This window comes from Paracoccus sp. (in: a-proteobacteria), assembly GCF_047973135.1.
Lineage (GTDB): Bacteria > Pseudomonadota > Alphaproteobacteria > Rhodobacterales > Rhodobacteraceae > Paracoccus.
The window spans coordinates 46743-63863 of sequence record NZ_JBKEBL010000034.1; the positions used below are offsets into that span (position 1 = coordinate 46743).

General features: G+C 65.9%; 16 protein-coding genes. 11 read left to right on the plus strand and 5 right to left on the minus strand.

What is annotated here, in order from left to right; all coding sequences use genetic code 11:
- Both ACK5L9_RS03305 and ACK5L9_RS03310 read left to right on the plus strand, forming a co-directional pair.
- On the plus strand, positions 1-531 hold the full coding sequence (locus ACK5L9_RS03305; protein ID WP_416910024.1) for a YcnI family protein: 531 nt from the start codon (positions 1-3) through the stop codon (positions 529-531).
- An 81-nt stretch (positions 532-612) separates the two neighbouring features.
- A complete protein-coding gene (locus ACK5L9_RS03310) occupies positions 613-2190 on the plus strand; it encodes a CopD family protein (RefSeq protein ID WP_416910025.1) in 1578 nt (525 codons plus the stop codon).
- A gap of 83 nt (positions 2191-2273) precedes the next feature.
- Here the strand turns inward: ACK5L9_RS03310 and ACK5L9_RS03315 are convergent, their stop codons facing one another.
- A complete protein-coding gene (locus ACK5L9_RS03315; RefSeq protein ID WP_416910026.1) occupies positions 2274-3110 on the minus strand; it encodes an MBL fold metallo-hydrolase in 837 nt (278 codons plus the stop codon).
- 237 nt (positions 3111-3347) lie between these two features.
- Between ACK5L9_RS03315 and ACK5L9_RS03320 the strand changes: the two genes are divergently transcribed.
- The 3 genes from ACK5L9_RS03320 to ACK5L9_RS03330 are packed head-to-tail and all read left to right on the plus strand — an operon-like array spanning position 3348 to position 8081.
- Positions 3348-6800: an AAA family ATPase gene (locus ACK5L9_RS03320; protein WP_416910027.1), complete on the plus strand. Its 3453-nt coding sequence runs from the start codon at positions 3348-3350 to the stop codon at positions 6798-6800.
- Positions 6801-6855: 55 nt separating this feature from the next.
- Positions 6856-7311 (plus strand): RidA family protein, encoded by a 456-nt coding sequence (locus tag ACK5L9_RS03325; RefSeq protein WP_416910028.1) that lies wholly within the window; start codon positions 6856-6858, stop codon positions 7309-7311.
- Complete coding sequence (locus tag ACK5L9_RS03330; RefSeq protein WP_416910029.1) at positions 7311-8081, plus strand: glycerophosphodiester phosphodiesterase family protein; 771 nt, start codon at positions 7311-7313, stop codon at positions 8079-8081. Before ACK5L9_RS03325 ends, ACK5L9_RS03330 begins: the two co-directional genes overlap by 1 nt.
- A gap of 137 nt (positions 8082-8218) precedes the next feature.
- On the opposite strand, the gene ACK5L9_RS03335 is transcribed toward ACK5L9_RS03330, so the two are convergent.
- Complete coding sequence (locus ACK5L9_RS03335; protein ID WP_416910030.1) at positions 8219-9178, minus strand: L-malyl-CoA/beta-methylmalyl-CoA lyase; 960 nt, start codon at positions 9176-9178, stop codon at positions 8219-8221.
- Positions 9179-9347: 169 nt separating this feature from the next.
- Between ACK5L9_RS03335 and ACK5L9_RS03340 the strand changes: the two genes are divergently transcribed.
- A complete protein-coding gene (locus ACK5L9_RS03340) occupies positions 9348-10208 on the plus strand; it encodes a D-amino-acid transaminase (RefSeq protein ID WP_416910031.1) in 861 nt (286 codons plus the stop codon).
- 46 nt (positions 10209-10254) lie between these two features.
- On the opposite strand, the gene ACK5L9_RS03345 is transcribed toward ACK5L9_RS03340, so the two are convergent.
- Positions 10255-11223 carry an alpha/beta fold hydrolase gene (locus ACK5L9_RS03345; RefSeq protein ID WP_416910032.1) on the minus strand — a complete coding sequence of 323 codons (969 nt, stop codon included), beginning with the start codon at positions 11221-11223 and terminating at the stop codon, positions 10255-10257.
- Between the two features lie 11 nt (positions 11224-11234).
- Positions 11235-11519, minus strand: coding sequence for an SCP2 sterol-binding domain-containing protein (locus tag ACK5L9_RS03350; RefSeq protein WP_416910033.1), 285 nt, complete (start codon positions 11517-11519; stop codon positions 11235-11237).
- A gap of 178 nt (positions 11520-11697) precedes the next feature.
- On the opposite strand from ACK5L9_RS03350, the gene ACK5L9_RS03355 reads away from it, so the two are divergent.
- The 5 genes from ACK5L9_RS03355 to ACK5L9_RS03375 all read left to right on the plus strand — a co-directional run bounded on the left by ACK5L9_RS03355 (position 11698) and on the right by ACK5L9_RS03375 (position 16686).
- Positions 11698-12165 (plus strand): tetratricopeptide repeat protein, encoded by a 468-nt coding sequence (locus ACK5L9_RS03355; RefSeq protein ID WP_416910034.1) that lies wholly within the window; start codon positions 11698-11700, stop codon positions 12163-12165.
- Between the two features lie 10 nt (positions 12166-12175).
- On the plus strand, positions 12176-15031 hold the full coding sequence (locus tag ACK5L9_RS03360) for a helicase-related protein (protein WP_416910039.1): 2856 nt from the start codon (positions 12176-12178) through the stop codon (positions 15029-15031).
- Positions 15028-15300 carry an RNA-binding S4 domain-containing protein gene (locus tag ACK5L9_RS03365; RefSeq protein WP_416910035.1) on the plus strand — a complete coding sequence of 91 codons (273 nt, stop codon included), beginning with the start codon at positions 15028-15030 and terminating at the stop codon, positions 15298-15300. Before ACK5L9_RS03360 ends, ACK5L9_RS03365 begins: the two co-directional genes overlap by 4 nt.
- A gap of 156 nt (positions 15301-15456) precedes the next feature.
- Positions 15457-15795, plus strand: coding sequence for a ferredoxin FdxA (fdxA, locus tag ACK5L9_RS03370; protein ID WP_416910036.1), 339 nt, complete (start codon positions 15457-15459; stop codon positions 15793-15795).
- A 381-nt stretch (positions 15796-16176) separates the two neighbouring features.
- Positions 16177-16686 (plus strand): CarD family transcriptional regulator, encoded by a 510-nt coding sequence (locus ACK5L9_RS03375; RefSeq protein ID WP_416910037.1) that lies wholly within the window; start codon positions 16177-16179, stop codon positions 16684-16686.
- 54 nt (positions 16687-16740) lie between these two features.
- Here the strand turns inward: ACK5L9_RS03375 and ACK5L9_RS03380 are convergent.
- The coding region (locus tag ACK5L9_RS03380) for a hypothetical protein (protein WP_416910038.1) at positions 16741-17121 on the minus strand (381 nt) is incomplete at its 5' end.

The window sequence follows — 17121 nt, forward strand, 5'->3', positions numbered from 1 at the left end:
ATGAAGAAATCAGTTACGATTGCCGCAGTCGCCCTTGGTCTGGGGCTTGCCACGCAGGCCAGTGCCCATGCCACATTCGAACAGAAAGAGGCGGTGCAGGGCCAGCGCACCAAGCTGACCGTACGCATCGGCCATGGCTGCGGAGACGAGGCGACGCTGCGCCTGCGCGTCGCCATCCCCGAGGGCGTGATCCGCGTCCAGCCGGGCGTGCATCCGGGCTGGACGGTCGAGGGAATCACCGGCCCCTATGAAAACAGCTACGAGGATCGCGGCGCCACCCTGACCGAGGGCATCCGCGAAATCGTCTGGGAGGGCGAGTTGCCAAGCGGGCTGTATGATGAATTCATCTTCCGCGCGGTCTTTTCGGACCAGCTTCCGGCGGGGGAACCGGTCTATATCCCCGTGGTTCAGGAATGCGCCAATGGCGCGGCGCGCTGGATCGAAATCCCGGCCGAGGGGCAGACCCGCAGCGACCTGGAATCGCCCGCGCCCTCGATCACCGTCGTCGCCCCCGCACCGGCAGGGAACTGACGTCGCCGGGCCGCCCCGCGATCCGGGGCGGCCCGTTCCTGACCGGGGCCACGGTCCCATATGCCGAACCGGGAAACCAGCATGACGCATTCGCGCCCCCTTGCCCTGATCGCTGCTCTTCTGTTGCTTGCCCTGCTGCCGGTTCAGGCGCTGGCCCATGCGCAATTGCAATCCGCCGATCCCGCCGACGGAGCCGTGGTCGATACCATGCCCAAGGCGGTGGTGCTGACCTTCACCGAGGAAATCTCGCCCCTGGTCCTGCGCTGGATAGCCCCGGATGGCAGTGCGGCGGATGCGGTCGGCGAGGCCAGCGGCAAAACGCTGACCGTTCAGCCGCCAGCCGGCGTGGAACAGGGAACCTATCTGTTGTCATGGCGGGTGGTCTCGGGCGATGGTCATCCGGTCGGCGGCGTGCAGGGCTTTCATCTGGGCGCGGCCTCGGCGCAGGCGGTCGGGGCGGGGGCCGGGGCAGGAACAGGGGCGGCCCTTGCGACAGCGGCCAGCCGGTTCCTGCTGTCGCTGTCGCTGGTTCTGGCGGTGGGTGTGGCGATTCATGCCGCGCTGATCGCCCGGACACGGCCCGCCCCCGAGATGCGCCGCGCGGGCCTGACCGCCGCGCTTGCGGCCCTGCCGCTTTCCGCGCTGTTTCTGGCATGCCACGGGCTTGACCTGACAGGTCTGCCGGTGACGGGGTTACTGACGGCGCAGCCATGGCAGGCGGCGGCTGTGTCACCCCCGGCGCGGACCGCCGGGCTGTCGGCGCTTGCGGCCATCGCGGCGTTCACGGCGCTGCGGTCGCCCGCATATGTCGGGCTGGCGCTGCTGGCATGGCTGCTGGCAGCGCTGTCCTATGCCGCTTCGGGCCATGCCGTTACCGCCCCGCCGCGCTGGCTGTCGGGTGCGGCGGTTCTGCTGCATGCCGCCGCGATGATCTTCTGGACCGGCGCGCTGCCGCCGCTGCTGCTGTCGCTGCGCCGCACGGATGCCGTGCTGCTGTTGCGGCGGTTCTCGGCCATGGCAATCGGCATGGTCGCGGCGCTGATCCTCAGCGGGGCGGCGCTGGTCTGGCTTCAGGCGGGCGATGCGGCGGCGCTGATCGCGTCGGATTACGGCAAGGTTCTGGGGGCGAAACTGCTGCTGGTGGCGGGGCTGCTGATGCTGGCCGCGCTGAACCGGCTGTGGCTGACCCCCGTGCTTGCCGCCGGACGGACAGGTGCCCGAGGCGCGCTTGCCCGCTCGATCATGGCTGAAATGGTTTTGGCCGCGTTGATCCTCGGGCTGGCCGCGTCCTTCCGCCTGACCCCGCCACCCCGCGCGCTGACCGCCATGGCCGCCCCCGCGCATCTGCATATCCACAGCGGCAAGGCGATGGCCGATGTCACCGTGACCCCGGCGCGCAGCGGACCGGTGACGATTTCCGTCGCGATACAGGATGGCGATTTCGGCACGCTGACCCCCCGCGCGGTCGAGATCGCCCTGACCCCCGCCGATGGCCTGCTGCAACCGATCCGCAAGACCGCAAGCCCCGGCGATGACGGGCTGTGGCACGTCGAAGCGGTCACGCTGCCCGTGGCCGGAGAATGGAACCTGGCGCTGCGGGTGCTGATCACCGATTTCGAAAGCGCCCTGCTGGAGGGCACCGTCACCATCGGCAAATGAACGCCGGGCGCGCGCAGCGACCGCGGGCGGGAACTGCCAAACGGCTTTCGGGGCGGGCAGGTCGTTCCCCGTCAGGGGCCGGTTCAATCGACCAGCGGCTGCGGGTCAAGAACCAGAACGGTGGGGCGGTCGGGCAGGTCGTTCAGGGTCAGCGTAACCTCGCTGCTGCCCGGCCGGGCGATCTGGAAATGGTCGGACATGGCGGACAGAAAGCTGTCGAGGCGAGGGGCCGAGAACCAGTGCATCGGGATCACGACCGAGCTTTTCAGCCGGTCAACCACCCGGACCATGCTGGCCAGATCCATGGTCATGCGGCCATCCACCGGAACCATCAGCACGTCCACCCGGCCAAGGGCGGCATATTGCGCATCTGTTGGCTCGTGATGCAGATGGCCCAGATGGGCGATACACAGATTGGCGGTTTCGAAGACGAAGATCGAGTTTCCGTTTTCCTCGACCGCGCCAAAGCTGCGGATCATCGTGGGAACATTGCGGATCAGCAGATCGCCGATTTCCACATGGTGATCGGCGGCGACACCGAACTGGTCGGCGGACCAGCCGCGCAGCACATGGTCGATTCCCTCGACATCATCGCTCCAGTGGCTTGAATGCGCGTGATTCATCGTCACCACATCGGGCCGGAAGGCCGTCGCGCCCAGATTGCCGTTGTAATCGGTCACGATGGTCAGGTCGCTTTCGGTGCGGATCAGGAACATCGAATGCCCGATGTAGTGCAGCCTGACCGACCGGGCCGGAACCGGGTCGGTCCAGGCAGCGCGGTGCAGATATTCGATTCCCGGCCCGGCATCGGCGATGGCGATGCAATGGCTGAGCCTGCGGCCCTGCGCCTCGGACGGGGCGGGGATCAGCAGCGGCAGGCAGGCGAGAAGTAGGGCGGCGAGCGCGGTCCTGATATTCATCGGCATGTCTCCGGCTTTGGGCCATGATAGCGTGAAACCGCGATGGCGGGCCGCCGGGCTGGTCACTTCCCTGTGAAGCGGGCAGGGTGCCGGGCGTTTTCCAACCAAAAGCCTTGTGGTGGCCCCGTTTATCTTGTGGATAACCGCCCTTAACATCCCAGATGTTGCGGTTATGGTTGACTCGGGGGGCGTCAGCGCTGAAACTTGGGCAGATTGCCCCAATGACGGACGGCCCCTGTGCGTTTTGACCGACTTCGCCTGAATGGCTTTAAAAGCTTTGTGGATCCCACCGATCTGGTAATCCGCGAGGGGTTGACCGGTGTGGTCGGCCCGAATGGCTGCGGAAAGTCCAACCTGCTTGAGGCGCTGCGCTGGGTCATGGGCGAAAACCGCCCTACCGCCATGCGCGGCGACGGGATGGAGGATGTTATCTTTGCAGGCACCTCGCGCAGATCCGCGCGCGGCCACGCCGAGGTGACGCTGACCGTCGATAACCGCGACCGTCTGGCACCTGCGGGGTTCAACGATGACGACCATTTCGACATCGTCCGCCGGATCACCCGCGACGCCGGGTCCGCCTACAAGATCGCCACCAAGGATGTGCGCGCGCGCGATGTGCAGATGTTGTTCGCCGACGCCTCGACCGGGGCGCATTCGCCCGCGCTGGTCCGGCAGGGACAGATCAGCGAGCTGATCAATGCCAGACCCAAAAGCCGCCGCCGTATTCTGGAAGAGGCGGCGGGGATCTCGGGCCTCTATCAGCGGCGGCACGAGGCCGAACTGAAGCTGAACGGGGCCGAAAGCAACCTGACCCGCGTGGATGACACGCTGGACCAGTTGTCTACTCAGGCCGCCAGTCTGGCCCGTCAGGCCCGCGCAGCCGCGAAATACCGCGAGATCGGCGCGGCCCTGCGGCTGGCCGAGGGGTTGCTGCTGTATCGCCGCTGGTCCGAGGCCGAGGCGGCGCGGCTGGCGGCGGCCGGGGCGCTGGCGCAGGCGGTGAAGGCGGCGGGCGAGGCTGGTGCGGCCTCGCATCAGGCCAGCGACCGGCGCGAGGCAGCAGATGCCGCCCTGCCGCCCCTGCGCGAGGAAGAACAGGTTGCCGCCGCGATCCTGTCACGGCTGGTCGTCGAGCGCGAGGCGCTGGACGAAGCCGAGGCGCGGGCGGCGGAACAGGTGCGCGCGCTGGCCGCCCGGATCGCCCAGCTTGACCGCGATATCGAACGCGAAGAGGCGCTGAACCGCGACGCGGGCGAGGTGGTCGGGCGGCTGGACTGGGAAAGGACCGAACTGGAAAAGGCGGGCAAGGGTCATGACGCCCGCGTCGATACTGCCGAAAACACCGCGCATGAGGCGGCCGAGGCGCTGCGCGAAGTCGAGGCGCGTCTGGCCGAACTGACCGACGAATCGGCGCGTCTGGCGGCACGGCACCAGTCGGCGGAACGTCTGGTCGGCGATCTGCGTGCGATGCTGGAACGGGCCGAACGCGCAGGCCACGAGGCAGAGGACAACGCCACCCGTGCGGCTGACGCGGGCGCTGCCGCCGAGGCGGCGCTGCGTGCCGCCGAAGCAGGTCAGGACGCCGCGCGCGACCGTGCAGAGGCCGCCGAGGAGGCTCTGGCCGGAACCGAGGCCATGCGCGCCGAGGCCGAAACCACCGAAGCCGCCGCCCGTGCCGCCCGCGCCGAGGCCGAGGGCGAGGCCGGGGCTTTGGCCGCCGAAATGGCGGCGCTGCGCCGGCTGGTGGAACGCGGCCAGTCGGATGGCCGGGCGATCCTGGACAAGGTCCGGGTCGCGAAGGGTTTCGAGGTCGCATTTGGTGCGGCACTTGGCGACGATCTGCGTGCCGGGCTGGCCGGGGATGGCGAAAGCGGCTGGCACAACCTGCCCGGCTGGGACGCGCCGCAACCGCTGCCTGCGGGTGCCGCGCCGCTGGCGGCGCATGTGACGGCACCCGATGCGCTGTCGCGGCGGCTGTCTCAGGTCGGGCTGGTGGCGGATGCGGCGGCGGGGGCGGCGATGCAGCCCGGTCTGCAGCCCGGTCAGCGGCTGGTCACGGCAGAGGGCGATCTGTTCCGGTGGGACGGGATGCGGGTCATGGCCGGCGAGGCGTCGTCATCGGCGGCGCTGCATCTGCAAAAGGTCAACCAGTTGAACGAGATTGCCGGTCAGGCCCACGAGGCGCAGGACCGCGCCGCCGCCGCCATCGACAGCCATGATGCGGCGCGGGCGCGGCTGGCAGATGCCTCGGGGCAGGAAAAATCTGCCCGCGATGCCCGGCGCGAGGCCGAACGGCTGCTGTCGGATGCGGCGCGGGCGGCAACACGGGCGGAATCCGATCTGGCGATGGCGAACAGCCGCGTCGAATCGGCCCGCAGCGAATTGTCGCGCCATCAGGCCGATGCCGCCGATGCGCGGGGCAGGCTGACGCAGGCCGCGCGCGCGCTGGCCGATCTGCCCGATCGCGGCGATGCGGCGGCGGCGGTGGAACATGCCCGCACCGGTGTCGAGGCGGCACGTATCGCCACCATGACCCGCCGTGCCGCGCTGGACGAATTGCGCCGCGAGGGGAATGCCCGCGTCAGGCGATTGCAGGAAATCACCAAAGAGGAATCGGGCTGGAAACTGCGCTTGCAGCAGGCCGGGGCGCGGGCCTCGGAGCTGGCGGCGCGGCGCGATGCGGCGGCGGATGAGCTGGAACAGGCCGAGGCGCAGCCCGCGCTTCTGGTGGAACGGCGCGACGATCTGGCCGGGCGCCAGGCGCAGGCGGGCGACCGGCTGGCCGATGCCCGCGCCGCCCTGACTGCCGCCGACGATGCCGCCCGCGCCGCCGCCCACGCCGAACGCGACGCCGAGCGCGCCGCATCCGAAGCGCGCGAGACCCGCGCCGCCCGCGAGGCCCGCGCCGAGGCCGCCCGCGACAGCGAAGCCGTCGCCCGCGCCCGCATCCACGAGGAAACCGAAGGCTCGCCCGAGGCATTGCTGGACAGTCTGGGCGACACCGACACCGACACGCCCGCCGCCGCGCTGGAGGACAAGATCGCCCGCCTGCGGACCCAACGCGACGGGCTGGGGGCGGTGAACCTGCGCGCCGACGAGGACAAGCGTGAACTGGAGGAAGAACGCGACCGGCTTCAGGCCGAAAAGACCGATCTGGAAGAGGCGATCCGCAAATTGCGCGCCGGGATCAACAGCCTGAACCGCGAGGGGCGCGAAAGGTTGCTGGCCGCGTTCGACACGGTGAACGCCAATTTCACCACCCTGTTCACCAGCCTGTTCGGCGGCGGCGAGGCGCGTCTGGTGCTGGTCGAATCCGATGATCCGCTGGAGGCGGGGCTGGAAATCATGTGCCAGCCGCCGGGCAAGAAGCTGTCCACTCTCAGCCTTTTGTCGGGGGGCGAACAGACGCTGACGGCGCTGGCGCTGATCTTTGCGGTGTTTCTGGCCAATCCCGCGCCGATCTGCGTTCTGGACGAGGTGGACGCCCCGCTGGACGATGCCAATGTCAGCCGTTTCTGCGATCTGCTGGACGAGATGACCAACCGCACCGACACGCGCTTTCTGATCATCACTCACCACGCGGTGACGATGGCGCGGATGGACCGGCTGTTTGGTGTGACCATGGTGGAACAGGGGGTCAGCCAGTTGGTCAGCGTCGATCTGAAACGCGCCGAGGCGCTGGTCGCCTGACACGCTCCGCGCTAGGCTGACGGGCGAATCCCCGCCTGACAGCCACGAGGACCAGATGAGCATCGAAGCGACCCTTGCCGAACTTGGCATCACCCTTCCCGACGCCCCCGCGCCCGCCGCGAATTACGTGCCCTTTGTCCAAAGTGGCAATCTGATCTTTGTCTCGGGCCAGATCAGCGCCGATGAGAACGGACTGATCAGGGGCAGGCTGGGCGAAGACATGTCTGTCGAACAGGGCGCCGCCGCCGCGCGGCGCTGCGGGCTGGCCCTGATCGCACAATTGCGCGCCGCGACCGGATCGCTGGACCGGGTCCGGCGCGTGGTCAAGCTGACCGGCTTTGTAACCTCGACCCCTGATTTCACCGATCAACCCAAGGTCATCAACGGCTGCTCGGACCTGATGGTGCAGGTCTTTGGCGAGGCAGGCCGGCATGCGCGTGCCGCCGTCTCGACCCCGGCCCTGCCGCTTGGCGTCGCGGTCGAGATCGAGGCGGTTTTCGAGGTGGCGTGATGGCCGCGCTGGCCGACGGCTTTGTCCGGATCCCGCTGGCACATCGCGGGCTGCATGGCGGCGTGGTGCCCGAAAACAGCCTTGCCGCCGCACAGGCGGCGATTGATGCGGGTTACGGGATCGAGATCGACATCCAGCCCGCAGCAGGCGGGGTGCCGATGGTGTTTCACGATTACGACCTGATGCGGATGACCGGGGACGAGGGGTATATCGCCGATCTGGACCGGGACGATCTGGCAGAGCTGCGCCTTGCAGGCGGCGATCAGCGCATCCCGACGCTGGCAGAGATGCTGCGCCTTGTCGCCGGCAAGGTGCCGCTGCTGATCGAACTGAAGGATCAGGATGGCCGTCTGGGCCGCAATATCGGCGATTTGCACCAAAAGGTCGCGACGGCTTTGGCGCATTATGCCGGGCCGGTGGCGGTCATGTCCTTCAACCCGCATATGGTTGGGGGGTTTCATCGCGCGATGCCACGGATTCCGGCGGGGATCACCACTTGCGGGTTCGATGCCGGGGACTGGCCGGGGCTGGAAGCGGAAACCCGCCTCCGCATGGCCGGTATCGCGGATTTCGAGGCGGCGGGGGCGTGTTTCATCTCGCATGACCGGGCGGATCTGGCGAATCCCCGTGTCGCGGCGCTGAAATCGCAGGGGGTTCCGATTCTCTGCTGGACCGTCCGAAGCCCGGAACAAGAGGCCGAGGCACGCCGCATTGCCGACAATATCACCTTCGAGGGATATGCGGCGGCGCATTCAAGGAAAATCGCCTAAGCGGTTGAGGCCGTTGATGCTGGTCGCATGACGCAAGGGCCTGAAAATATCACAGGCCCCGCGGCGGTCCACGGGGCCTGCCCCTCCCACATCGCAGCGGCGGCCCCCTCCACTGGCCCGCGGCTGCTTGTGTGCGGTCACTTATTGTTGATCATTTCGGCCTGTCGCACAATAACTTCTGCTTGCTTGATTGAGGCAATATCGACCAGACGGCCCTTATAGACCGTCGCACCGGCCCCGGAACGCTTGGCCTCTTCCATGGCGGCAAGGATTTCGCGGGCCTCGGTGACGGCGGCATCCGAGGGCGAGAATACCTCGTTCGACAGTGCGACCTGACTGGGGTGGATCGCCCATTTGCCGACCATGCCCAAGGTCGCAGAACGCCGCGCCTGCGCCATGAACCCTTCCTTGTCGCTGAAATCGCCGAACGGGCCATCAACCGGCAGCACGCCATGGGTGCGGCAGGCGGCGACGATGGCGGTCTGCGCCCAGTGCCACGGATCGGGCCAGTATTTCTGCCCCTCGCGGATCATGTAGTAATTTTCCTGCGTTCCGCCGATTCCGGTCGTGGCCATGCCCATCGAGGCGGCAAAATCGGCGGCACCAAGGCTCATGGCCTGAAGGCGGGGCGAGGCGGCGGCGATGTCCTCGACATGGGTGATGCCCGCCGCGCTTTCGATGATCACCTCGAAGCCCAGCCTTTTCTGGCGTCCCTTTGCGCGTTCGACAGCCGTGACCAGCGCATCGACGGCGTAAATATCGGCGGCATTGCCCACCTTTGGGATCATGATCAGATCCAGCCGTTCCGAGGCCTGTTCCAGCAGATCGACCACATCGCGATACCAGAACGGCGTGTCCAGCCCGTTGATGCGCACCGACAGGGTCTTGTCGCCCCAATCGACATCGCCGATCGCCTGAATGGTCTGACGCCGCGCCAGATCCTTGTCATCGGGGGCGACCGAATCCTCAAGGTCGATATTGATGACATCGGAATCCGATTTTGCCATCTTCTCGAACAGGGCGGCGCGGGAACCCGGCCCGAACAACTGGCAACGGTTCAGTCGGGCAGGCGGCAGGGGCTGGAGGCGAAAGCTCATTGCGTATCCTTGGTCACAGACGAAATTTAATTGCGTTTCAATTAGCGCAGGGTCAGCCGGGCTTCAAGCGTTTGTTCTGCGGCGCGGCATCAACCTGCCTTGTTCGCCTTGACGCAGTCCCGCTTTCGTCGCAGGACCGTGGCTTGAGGACGCAAACGGAGGCGAAGCGATGACCCGGACGGTCTATGTGAACGGTGACTATCTGCCCGAGGATCAGGCAACTGTATCGGTTTTCGACCGTGGTTTTCTGATGGCCGATGCCGTCTATGAGGTGGTAAGCGTGCTGGATGGCAAGCTGCTGGACTTCCCTGGCCATCTGGCCCGGCTGGCCCGGTCGCTGGATGCGCTGGCCATGGAAAACCCCCTGACCGATGACGAATATCTTGAGGCATTCCGTCAGCTTGTTGCGCGCAACGGCATCACCGACGGGCTGATTTACCTTCAGGTCACGCGCGGCAATCCGGGCGACCGTGATTTCGCCTATCCGCCCGAGGGTACGCGCCCGACAGTGGTGATGTTCACGCAGTCCAAGCCGGGTCTGGCCGATGCGCCGGCGGCGAAAACCGGCTGGAAGGTCGCCAGCGTCGAGGATCTGCGTTGGGCGCGGCGCGACATCAAGACGGTGCAGTTGCTGTATCCGTCGATGGCCAAGATGGAGGCCAAGGCGCGCGGGGCCGACGATGCCTGGCTGGTCGAGGAAGGAATGGTCACGGAAGGCAGTTCCAACAACGCCTATATCGTGCGAAACGGCGTGATCATCACCCGCGACCTGAGCCATGACATCCTGCACGGCATTACCCGCGCAGCAGTGCTGCGCTTTGCCCGCGAGGCACAGATGACGGTCGAGGAACGCCCCTTCAGCATCGAAGAGGCGCAGGCGGCGGACGAGGCGTTCATCACCTCGGCCTCGGCTTTTGTCATGCCGGTGGTCGAGATTGATGGCAGGCCAGTGGGCACCGGCGAGGTCGGCGAAGTGGCGGCACGGCTGCGCGAAATCTATATCGACGAAAGCCGCAAGGCGGCGCTGTAGCGCCGTTCTGCGGGCAGGGGCGGCGGGCAGGGGCGGCGGCGCGGGGTCAGGTATCCTGCGCGGCGGCCTCGGCGGCGGCTGACCCGATATGTGCCAGAAACTGCTGCAAGAACAGGCGGCGGCAGTCGGGGGTTTCCATTATCACCTCGTGCCGGGCCTCGGGGATCTCCAGCAGGGTGCAGTTCCGCGTCCGCCCGGCACGGTCACGGATCGCTGCGGTCGAGACGACGGCCTCGCGGCTGCCAAGCGCGATCAGCGTCGGCAGGTCGGGCGAGGGCAGGGCGGCCAGCCGCGCGCATTCGGCCAGCGCCGCCCGCAGCCAGTGACAGCTTGCGCCGCCGATGGTCAGTTCGGGCCAATAGGCAGCCTCGCGCAGCGACCTTGCCCATTGATCCACATCGCTGGTCAGCAGGTTGGTGCGGAATTTTTCGTCCACATAATAGGTTCCGCGTGCCCCCGCGCCGGGAAAGGGGTGCCCGCCCCGGCCCAGACGCCCGGCCAGCCAGCCAATGGCCTGCGGCACGAAACGCGGCACGCCATACAGGTTGATGCCCCACATCGGCGCGGAAAATGTGGCGCTGACCACCGGCAAATCGTCGTGCAGCGCGGCAAGCCCGATGCAGCCGCCCATCGAATGCGCCAGCAGATGCCAGGGCCGGGGCAGGTCCAGCTTGTCCGCCGCGACCACCATCTCTACCACATCGCGCTGATAATCGGCAAATTCGCCGATATGGCCGGGCCGGGGATCGGATTGCAGCCGGTCCGACATGCCCTGTCCCCGCCAGTCGATTCCAAGCACGTCATAGCCGGTCGTGATCAGGTTCTGGACGAAGGGGCCGTATTTCTCGACAAATTCGGTGCGGCCGGGGAACAGCAGGACGCTGCCAAGCGTGCCGGCGGTCGCGCTGCGCCAAAGCGCCATGCGCAGCCCGATCCCGTCATCGGCCGCAACCCGGAACGCCGTTGCGGGTGTGCCGGGATCGTCAGGAAGCTGATGAAAGGGGGCTTGCTGCATGGCGGCGATATTCAGGACAGTGCCTGTCCAAGCTGCATGGCGACGCCCATATTGCCGTCGATCTTCAGCTTGCCGGTCATGAAGGCTGTGGCCGGGTTCAGGCTGCCGTCCAGAATCCCCTCGAAGGTTTGGCGGCTGGCGGTCAGCGTCACCTCTGCCTCGTCATCGCCGACGCGCGCGCCGTCCTGATCGATCAGGATCGAGCCTTCGTCCAGTATGACGAATTTCGCTGTCGAAGAAAAACTGTTCAGCCTCGCATTCAGTTTTTCGACGGCGGCGGTCACAACTTTGCTCATTTCCTGAACTCTCCCTGGACTTTGTCTGGCCCCCGGCGGCCGGGTTGGCTAAAAGGAAGGTATGCGCCCGGATCAATCCGCTTTCTACCCCATATTCATGGCAATCCGCACGGGATTGGTTACAATTCTTGCCATCTGCCTAACCGGTTTCGCGGTTGCAGCGCAAGACGCCCCGGATATGGACGAATTATTCCGCCGACTGGCCGAGCCCGAGGGCGAGGGCTGGCGCATCGCGGAATCCGATATTCTGCGCGAATGGTCGAAATCGGGATCGGCGGCGCTGGATCTGCTGCTGAAACGCGGCGAGGACGCGCTGGATCAGGGCGATATTCCCGCAGCGATAGGCCACCTGACAGCGCTGACCGATCATGCGCCGGACTTTGCCGCCGGCTGGCAGGCGCGGGCCACGGCCTATGCGGCGGCGGGGGCCTTTGGGCCATCCCTTGCCGATCTGGCCCGCACGCTGGCGCTGGAGCCACGGCAATTCACGGCGCTGACACAACTGGCTGCGATGCTTGAGGAAACCGGCGATGACCAGCGCGCGCTGGCCGCCTATCGCGAAAGCCTGAAAATCAACCCGCATCAGCAAGAGGCCATTGACGGGGTGGCGCGGCTGGACGACAAGCAGTCGGGCAGCGATATCTGACGCCATGACCATGTACGACAGAGGCCGGGTCACAGCCGTTCTGGGACCGACCAATACCGGCAAGACACATTACGCGATCGAGCGGATGCTGGCCCATCGCACCGGTGTGATCGGCCTGCCGCTGCGTCTGCTGGCGCGCGAGGTCTTTGACCGGATCGTCGCGGCGCGCGGCCCCTCGGTCGTGGCGCTGGTCACGGGCGAGGAACGCATCGTCCCTGAACGGGTGCAATACTGGGTCGCCACCACCGAGGCCATGCCCGACATCGCCGCCGATTTCGTGGCCATCGACGAAATCCAGCTTTGCGCCGATCCCGAACGCGGCCATGTCTTTACCGACCGCCTGCTGCATATGCGCGGTCTGCACGAGACGCTGTTTCTGGGGGCCGACACCATGCGCCCGGCCATTGCCGCGCTGGTGCCGGGGGTACAGTTCCAGCGGCGCGAACGGTTTTCGGCGCTGTCCTGGGCGGGGTCGAAAAAGCTGTCGCGGATGCCTGCGAGGTCCGCCATCGTGGGCTTCAGCGTCGATGACGTCTATGCCATGGCCGAACTGATCCGCCGCCAGAAGGGCGGTTGCGCGGTGGTCATGGGGGCGCTGTCACCGCGAACCCGCAATGCGCAGGTGGCCATGTATCAGGCGGGCGAGGTCGATTATCTGGTGGCGACCGACGCCATCGGCATGGGGCTGAATCTGGACATCCGCCACGTCGCCTTTTCCGCGACTCACAAATTCGACGGTCGCCGCGTCCGCCCACTGTTCCCGCACGAGCTGGGTCAGATCGCCGGGCGGGCAGGGCGGCACACCGAATCCGGTACGTTCGGTGTCACCGGCGAGGCGCGGATTCTGGATGAAGGGCTGGTCGAGGCGATCGAGAATCACCGTTTTCAGCCGATCAGCCGGTTGATGTGGCGGAATGCCGCGCTTGAATTTGGGACCATGGACCGCCTTGTTCAAAGCCTTGAGGCCGTCTCGGGTCATGAATGGCTGACGCGCGGGCGCGAGGCGGATGACCTGCACGCGCTGAAATCCTTGCGCGACATGCCCGAAATCCGCGACCGCGTGCAGGGTGGCAGGGATGTGCGGCTGCTGTGGGATGTCTGCCGGGTACCTGATTTCCGGGGGATTTCGCCGACTGAACATTCCGGGCTGCTGGCCCGGATATTCGGCTTTCTTCAGGGCGGCGCGATTCCCGGCGAATGGCTGGCCCGCGCGGTGAAACGTATCGACCGTACCCATGGCGACATTGACGCCCTGTCCAGAAGGCTGGCTCATATCCGCACCTGGACCTATGTGGCCCAACGTTCGGGGTGGGTGGAAGATGAAAGCCATTGGCGCGGCGAGACTCGCGCTGTAGAAGACCGCTTGTCAGACGCGTTGCACGCGGCGCTGACCCAAAGATTTGTGGACCGGCGTACCTCTGTGCTTCTACGCCGGCTCAAGCAGAAGGAGAGCCTTGTGGCCGAAGTGAACGATAAGGGCGAAGTGACGGTCGAGGGCGAATTCGCCGGCCGTCTGGAGGGATTCCGGTTCCGCCCCGACCAGACCGCGACGGCGGACGAGGCGAAGATGCTGAACCGCGCCAGCTATGAGGCGCTGAAACCGGAATTTCATCTGCGCGCAGACCGCTTTTACAATGCCCCCGACACCGAGATGGACTTTACCGAACAGGGCGGGCTGATGTGGGGCAATGCCGCCGTCGGCAAGCTGGTCAAGGGGGCCGATCCGCTGCATCCCGGCGTCGAGGTCTTTGTCGATGACGAGGCTGGCCCCGAGATCGCCGAAAAGGTCCGCCGCAGGTTGCAGCATTTCATCGACCGCAAGGTCGCTGCCCTGTTCGAGCCGCTGCTGGCCATGCAGCGCGACGAGGCTCTGGCCGGGCTGGCCCGCGGCTTTGCGTTCCGGCTGATCGAATCACTTGGGGTCGTGCTGCGCGACGGCGTCGCCGCCGAGGTGAAGGAACTGGATCAGGATGCGCGCGGCATGCTGCGCAAGCATGGCGTCCGATTTGGCCAGTTCACGATCTTTCTGCCGGTGCTGCTGAAACCCGCGCCCACCCGGCTGCGGCTGGTGTTGTGGTCCCTGGCCGAGGGGCTGGAGGAATTTCCCGAAAGCCCGCCTCCGGGGCTGGTCACGATCCCGCATATTCCGGACGTGCCCGACGGGTATTACACTCTGTCCGGCTATCGCCCTGCCGGTGAACGGGCGATCCGCATCGACATGCTGGAACGTCTGGCCGATCTGCTGCGCCAGCAGGATACGCGCGGCGGGTTCGAGGCCAGTCCCGACATGCTGTCGATTACCGGCATGACGCTGGAACAATTCGCCGGGCTGATGCAGGGGCTTGGCTATGCCGCCGACAAGGGCGAGCGTGAAAAGGTCAAGGCGGCGGAGCCCGTCGCCGAACCCGCGCCCGAGGCACCGGCATCTGACGCGCCGATGACCGAAGAAGAAAGCGTCCTCGCCGCCGAAACCCGCGCCCGGTGGGAGGCCGAGCAGGCCGAAAAGCGCCGGGCCGAGGCCGAGGCAACGGGCGAAACCTTGCCCCCCGATGACGAGGCCGCCGCGCCCGAGACCGAGGTTTTCTATACCTTCCGCTGGGCCCCGAAGCCGCGTCACAATCGCCGCCCGCAGGGCGAAGGGCAGGGCCGTCGCGGTGCCCGCAAGGACGGTCCCCCACGCGAAAATCGCGGCGAGGGCGGCGGCAAACCCGGACGCGAGGGCGGCAAGCCGCGCGGAAAGGGTGGTCCCAAGAAGGGCGGCAAGGGGCAGAATCATGGCCCCAAGACCTTTACGTCGCGGCCTGAAAAGAAGGCCGATCCCGACAGCCCCTTCGCCGTTCTGGCCGCGCTCAAAGACAAGAAGTGACCGGCGAGGCGCTGCGGCTTGACAAATGGCTGTTCCACGCGCGGCTGTTCAAGTCGCGCGGGCTTGCCGCAGACCGGATCGAGGGCGGCGGCATCCGCCTGAACGGCCAACCCTGCCGCAAGCCCGGCCATGTCGTCCGGCCCGGCGATCTGCTGGTCGTTTCAGCCCATGGCCGGGTACGCAGCTTTCACGTCCTGTCGCTTGGAACCCGCCGGGGACCGGCCAGCGAGGCGCAACAGCTTTATCGCGAAACCACGGAAGATCCCTGAACGTCCCCGAATGCCTGTTCGGGACTGTCCCGTTGTCCGCAAACGGGTGTTTCGTTCAGGCCGCTCTGTCCGAAATGCCGGTCCTTTACGCACTCGCGGCCTTGATTGATCAGCGGTCCGGGCGTAACAAACGCGCGGATCGAACAGGAGCGTGTCATGACCTATGTTGTCACCGATAATTGCATCATGTGCAAATACACCGACTGCGTCGAGGTGTGCCCGGTGGACTGCTTCTATGAAGGCGAGAATATTCTGGTCATTCACCCCGACGAATGTATCGACTGCGGCGTCTGCGAACCGGAATGCCCTGCCGACGCGATCCGCCCGGATACCGAGCCTGACATGGAGAAATGGGTCGAATTCAACCGCACCTATTCCGAACAATGGCCTGTCATTACCCAGAAGAAGGATCCGCTGCCCTCTGCCGAGGAAATGGACGGCGTTGCGGGCAAGCTGGACAAGTATTTCTCGCCCCAGCCAGGCGAAGGCGACTGATTCCGTCTTGTTGCGGCAGCGCAGCATTCGCTGTGCGCTTTCGTGATTGGCAAGCCTGACAGGATCGGTGCGATTCGTACCGGTCACGCACAGGGTATTTCGGCGAATCATTCTTAAGCTACTGGAACACACCAGAGAATCGTCGCGCTTTCCGGTGCCTCCTTCAAATATGAAGAAGCTTTTTTTGGCTTCATTTTTATGCTATGGTTGCAACATATTTGCATCTGATGGGAGTCAGGGGCCACACGTGTTCGTTCTGGATGATGCTATCCTGTGCCCCGCCGGGTACGGGCAAGGAATATAATCACAATAAGCCGAAAGCGGCATTTCTCGCCGCCGGTTATTGCGCCTTTTCCATGGGCGCTACCTAGAGGAAGCTAAATGTCGAAAAGCAAGAAGAACGAGTTTCGCCCGGATGATTTTGTGGTCTATCCGGCGCATGGGGTTGGCAGGATCGTTTCGATCGAAGAACAGGAAGTCGCGGGTCTGCGGCTGGAAATGTTCGTGATTTCGTTCGAAAAGGACAAGATGACCTTGCGCGTTCCGACTGCGCGCGCCACGGAAATCGGGATGCGTGGCCTGTCCACCCCCGATCTGGTTGAACGCGCGCTGCACACCCTGAAGGGCAAGGCGCGGGTCAAGCGCGCCATGTGGTCGCGCCGGGCGCAGGAATATGAACAAAAGATCAACTCGGGTGATCTGATGTCCATTGCCGAGGTCGTGCGCGACTTGCATCGCAATGATGACCAGCGCGAGCAATCCTATTCCGAACGTCAGCTTTACGAGGCCGCTCTGGACCGCCTGACCCGCGAGGTTGCGGCCGTTGGCGGGCTGGACGAAGGCTCGGCCCAGAAGCGCGTGGACGAGGTGCTGACCAGCCGCGCCGCCTGAGCCTGAACGCATCCGTTGCGAAAGGGGCGTCCCGTCGGGGCGCCCCTTGCCATGTCACGCGATGGCCTGCCGCCGTTCCTCAGACGCCGCGAAAAGGCAACAGCCCCAGATCAGCAGGGCCATGCCGATCAGGACTCCGTCCAGGGTTTGCAGGGCCGCCGGAAGAAGCGGCCGGGACGCCACGACCGCCGCGCCCACCAGATAAAGCAGGACGCCCACGCGTAGCGGATTGCCCCGATGCCATGCGGACAGACAGATCAGCAGGGCGGAACCCAGAAATATCAGGCCAGTCACGGCAAAGGGCGTCGCCACCGCACCGACCACCTGCCCCCGAACCTCGGCGGGCAGGCCGGGCAGCATGAGGTTGACGATGAATGTCACCGCTGCCAGCCCGGAAAGACCCATCAACCCCAGCACAAGGGCCGACTGCGCCAC

What these genes read in the sequence shown, in the direction of transcription:
- ACK5L9_RS03345 (WP_416910032.1), bottom strand. Translation starts at nt 11,223, where the DNA reads ATGCAGCAAGCCCCCTTTCATCAGCTTCCTGACGATCCCGGCACACCC.
- ACK5L9_RS03340 (WP_416910031.1), top strand. Translation starts at nt 9,348, where the DNA reads ATGACCCGGACGGTCTATGTGAACGGTGACTATCTGCCCGAGGATCAG.
- ACK5L9_RS03330 (WP_416910029.1), top strand. Translation starts at nt 7,311, where the DNA reads ATGGCCGCGCTGGCCGACGGCTTTGTCCGGATCCCGCTGGCACATCGC.
- ACK5L9_RS03315 (WP_416910026.1), bottom strand. Translation starts at nt 3,110, where the DNA reads ATGAATATCAGGACCGCGCTCGCCGCCCTACTTCTCGCCTGCCTGCCG.
- ACK5L9_RS03325 (WP_416910028.1), top strand. Translation starts at nt 6,856, where the DNA reads ATGAGCATCGAAGCGACCCTTGCCGAACTTGGCATCACCCTTCCCGAC.
- ACK5L9_RS03350 (WP_416910033.1), bottom strand. Translation starts at nt 11,519, where the DNA reads ATGAGCAAAGTTGTGACCGCCGCCGTCGAAAAACTGAATGCGAGGCTG.
- ACK5L9_RS03305 (WP_416910024.1), top strand. Translation starts at nt 1, where the DNA reads ATGAAGAAATCAGTTACGATTGCCGCAGTCGCCCTTGGTCTGGGGCTT.
- ACK5L9_RS03355 (WP_416910034.1), top strand. Translation starts at nt 11,698, where the DNA reads ATGGACGAATTATTCCGCCGACTGGCCGAGCCCGAGGGCGAGGGCTGG.
- ACK5L9_RS03375 (WP_416910037.1), top strand. Translation starts at nt 16,177, where the DNA reads ATGTCGAAAAGCAAGAAGAACGAGTTTCGCCCGGATGATTTTGTGGTC.
- ACK5L9_RS03360 (WP_416910039.1), top strand. Translation starts at nt 12,176, where the DNA reads ATGTACGACAGAGGCCGGGTCACAGCCGTTCTGGGACCGACCAATACC.
- fdxA (WP_416910036.1), top strand. Translation starts at nt 15,457, where the DNA reads ATGACCTATGTTGTCACCGATAATTGCATCATGTGCAAATACACCGAC.
- ACK5L9_RS03335 (WP_416910030.1), bottom strand. Translation starts at nt 9,178, where the DNA reads ATGAGCTTTCGCCTCCAGCCCCTGCCGCCTGCCCGACTGAACCGTTGC.
- ACK5L9_RS03310 (WP_416910025.1), top strand. Translation starts at nt 613, where the DNA reads ATGACGCATTCGCGCCCCCTTGCCCTGATCGCTGCTCTTCTGTTGCTT.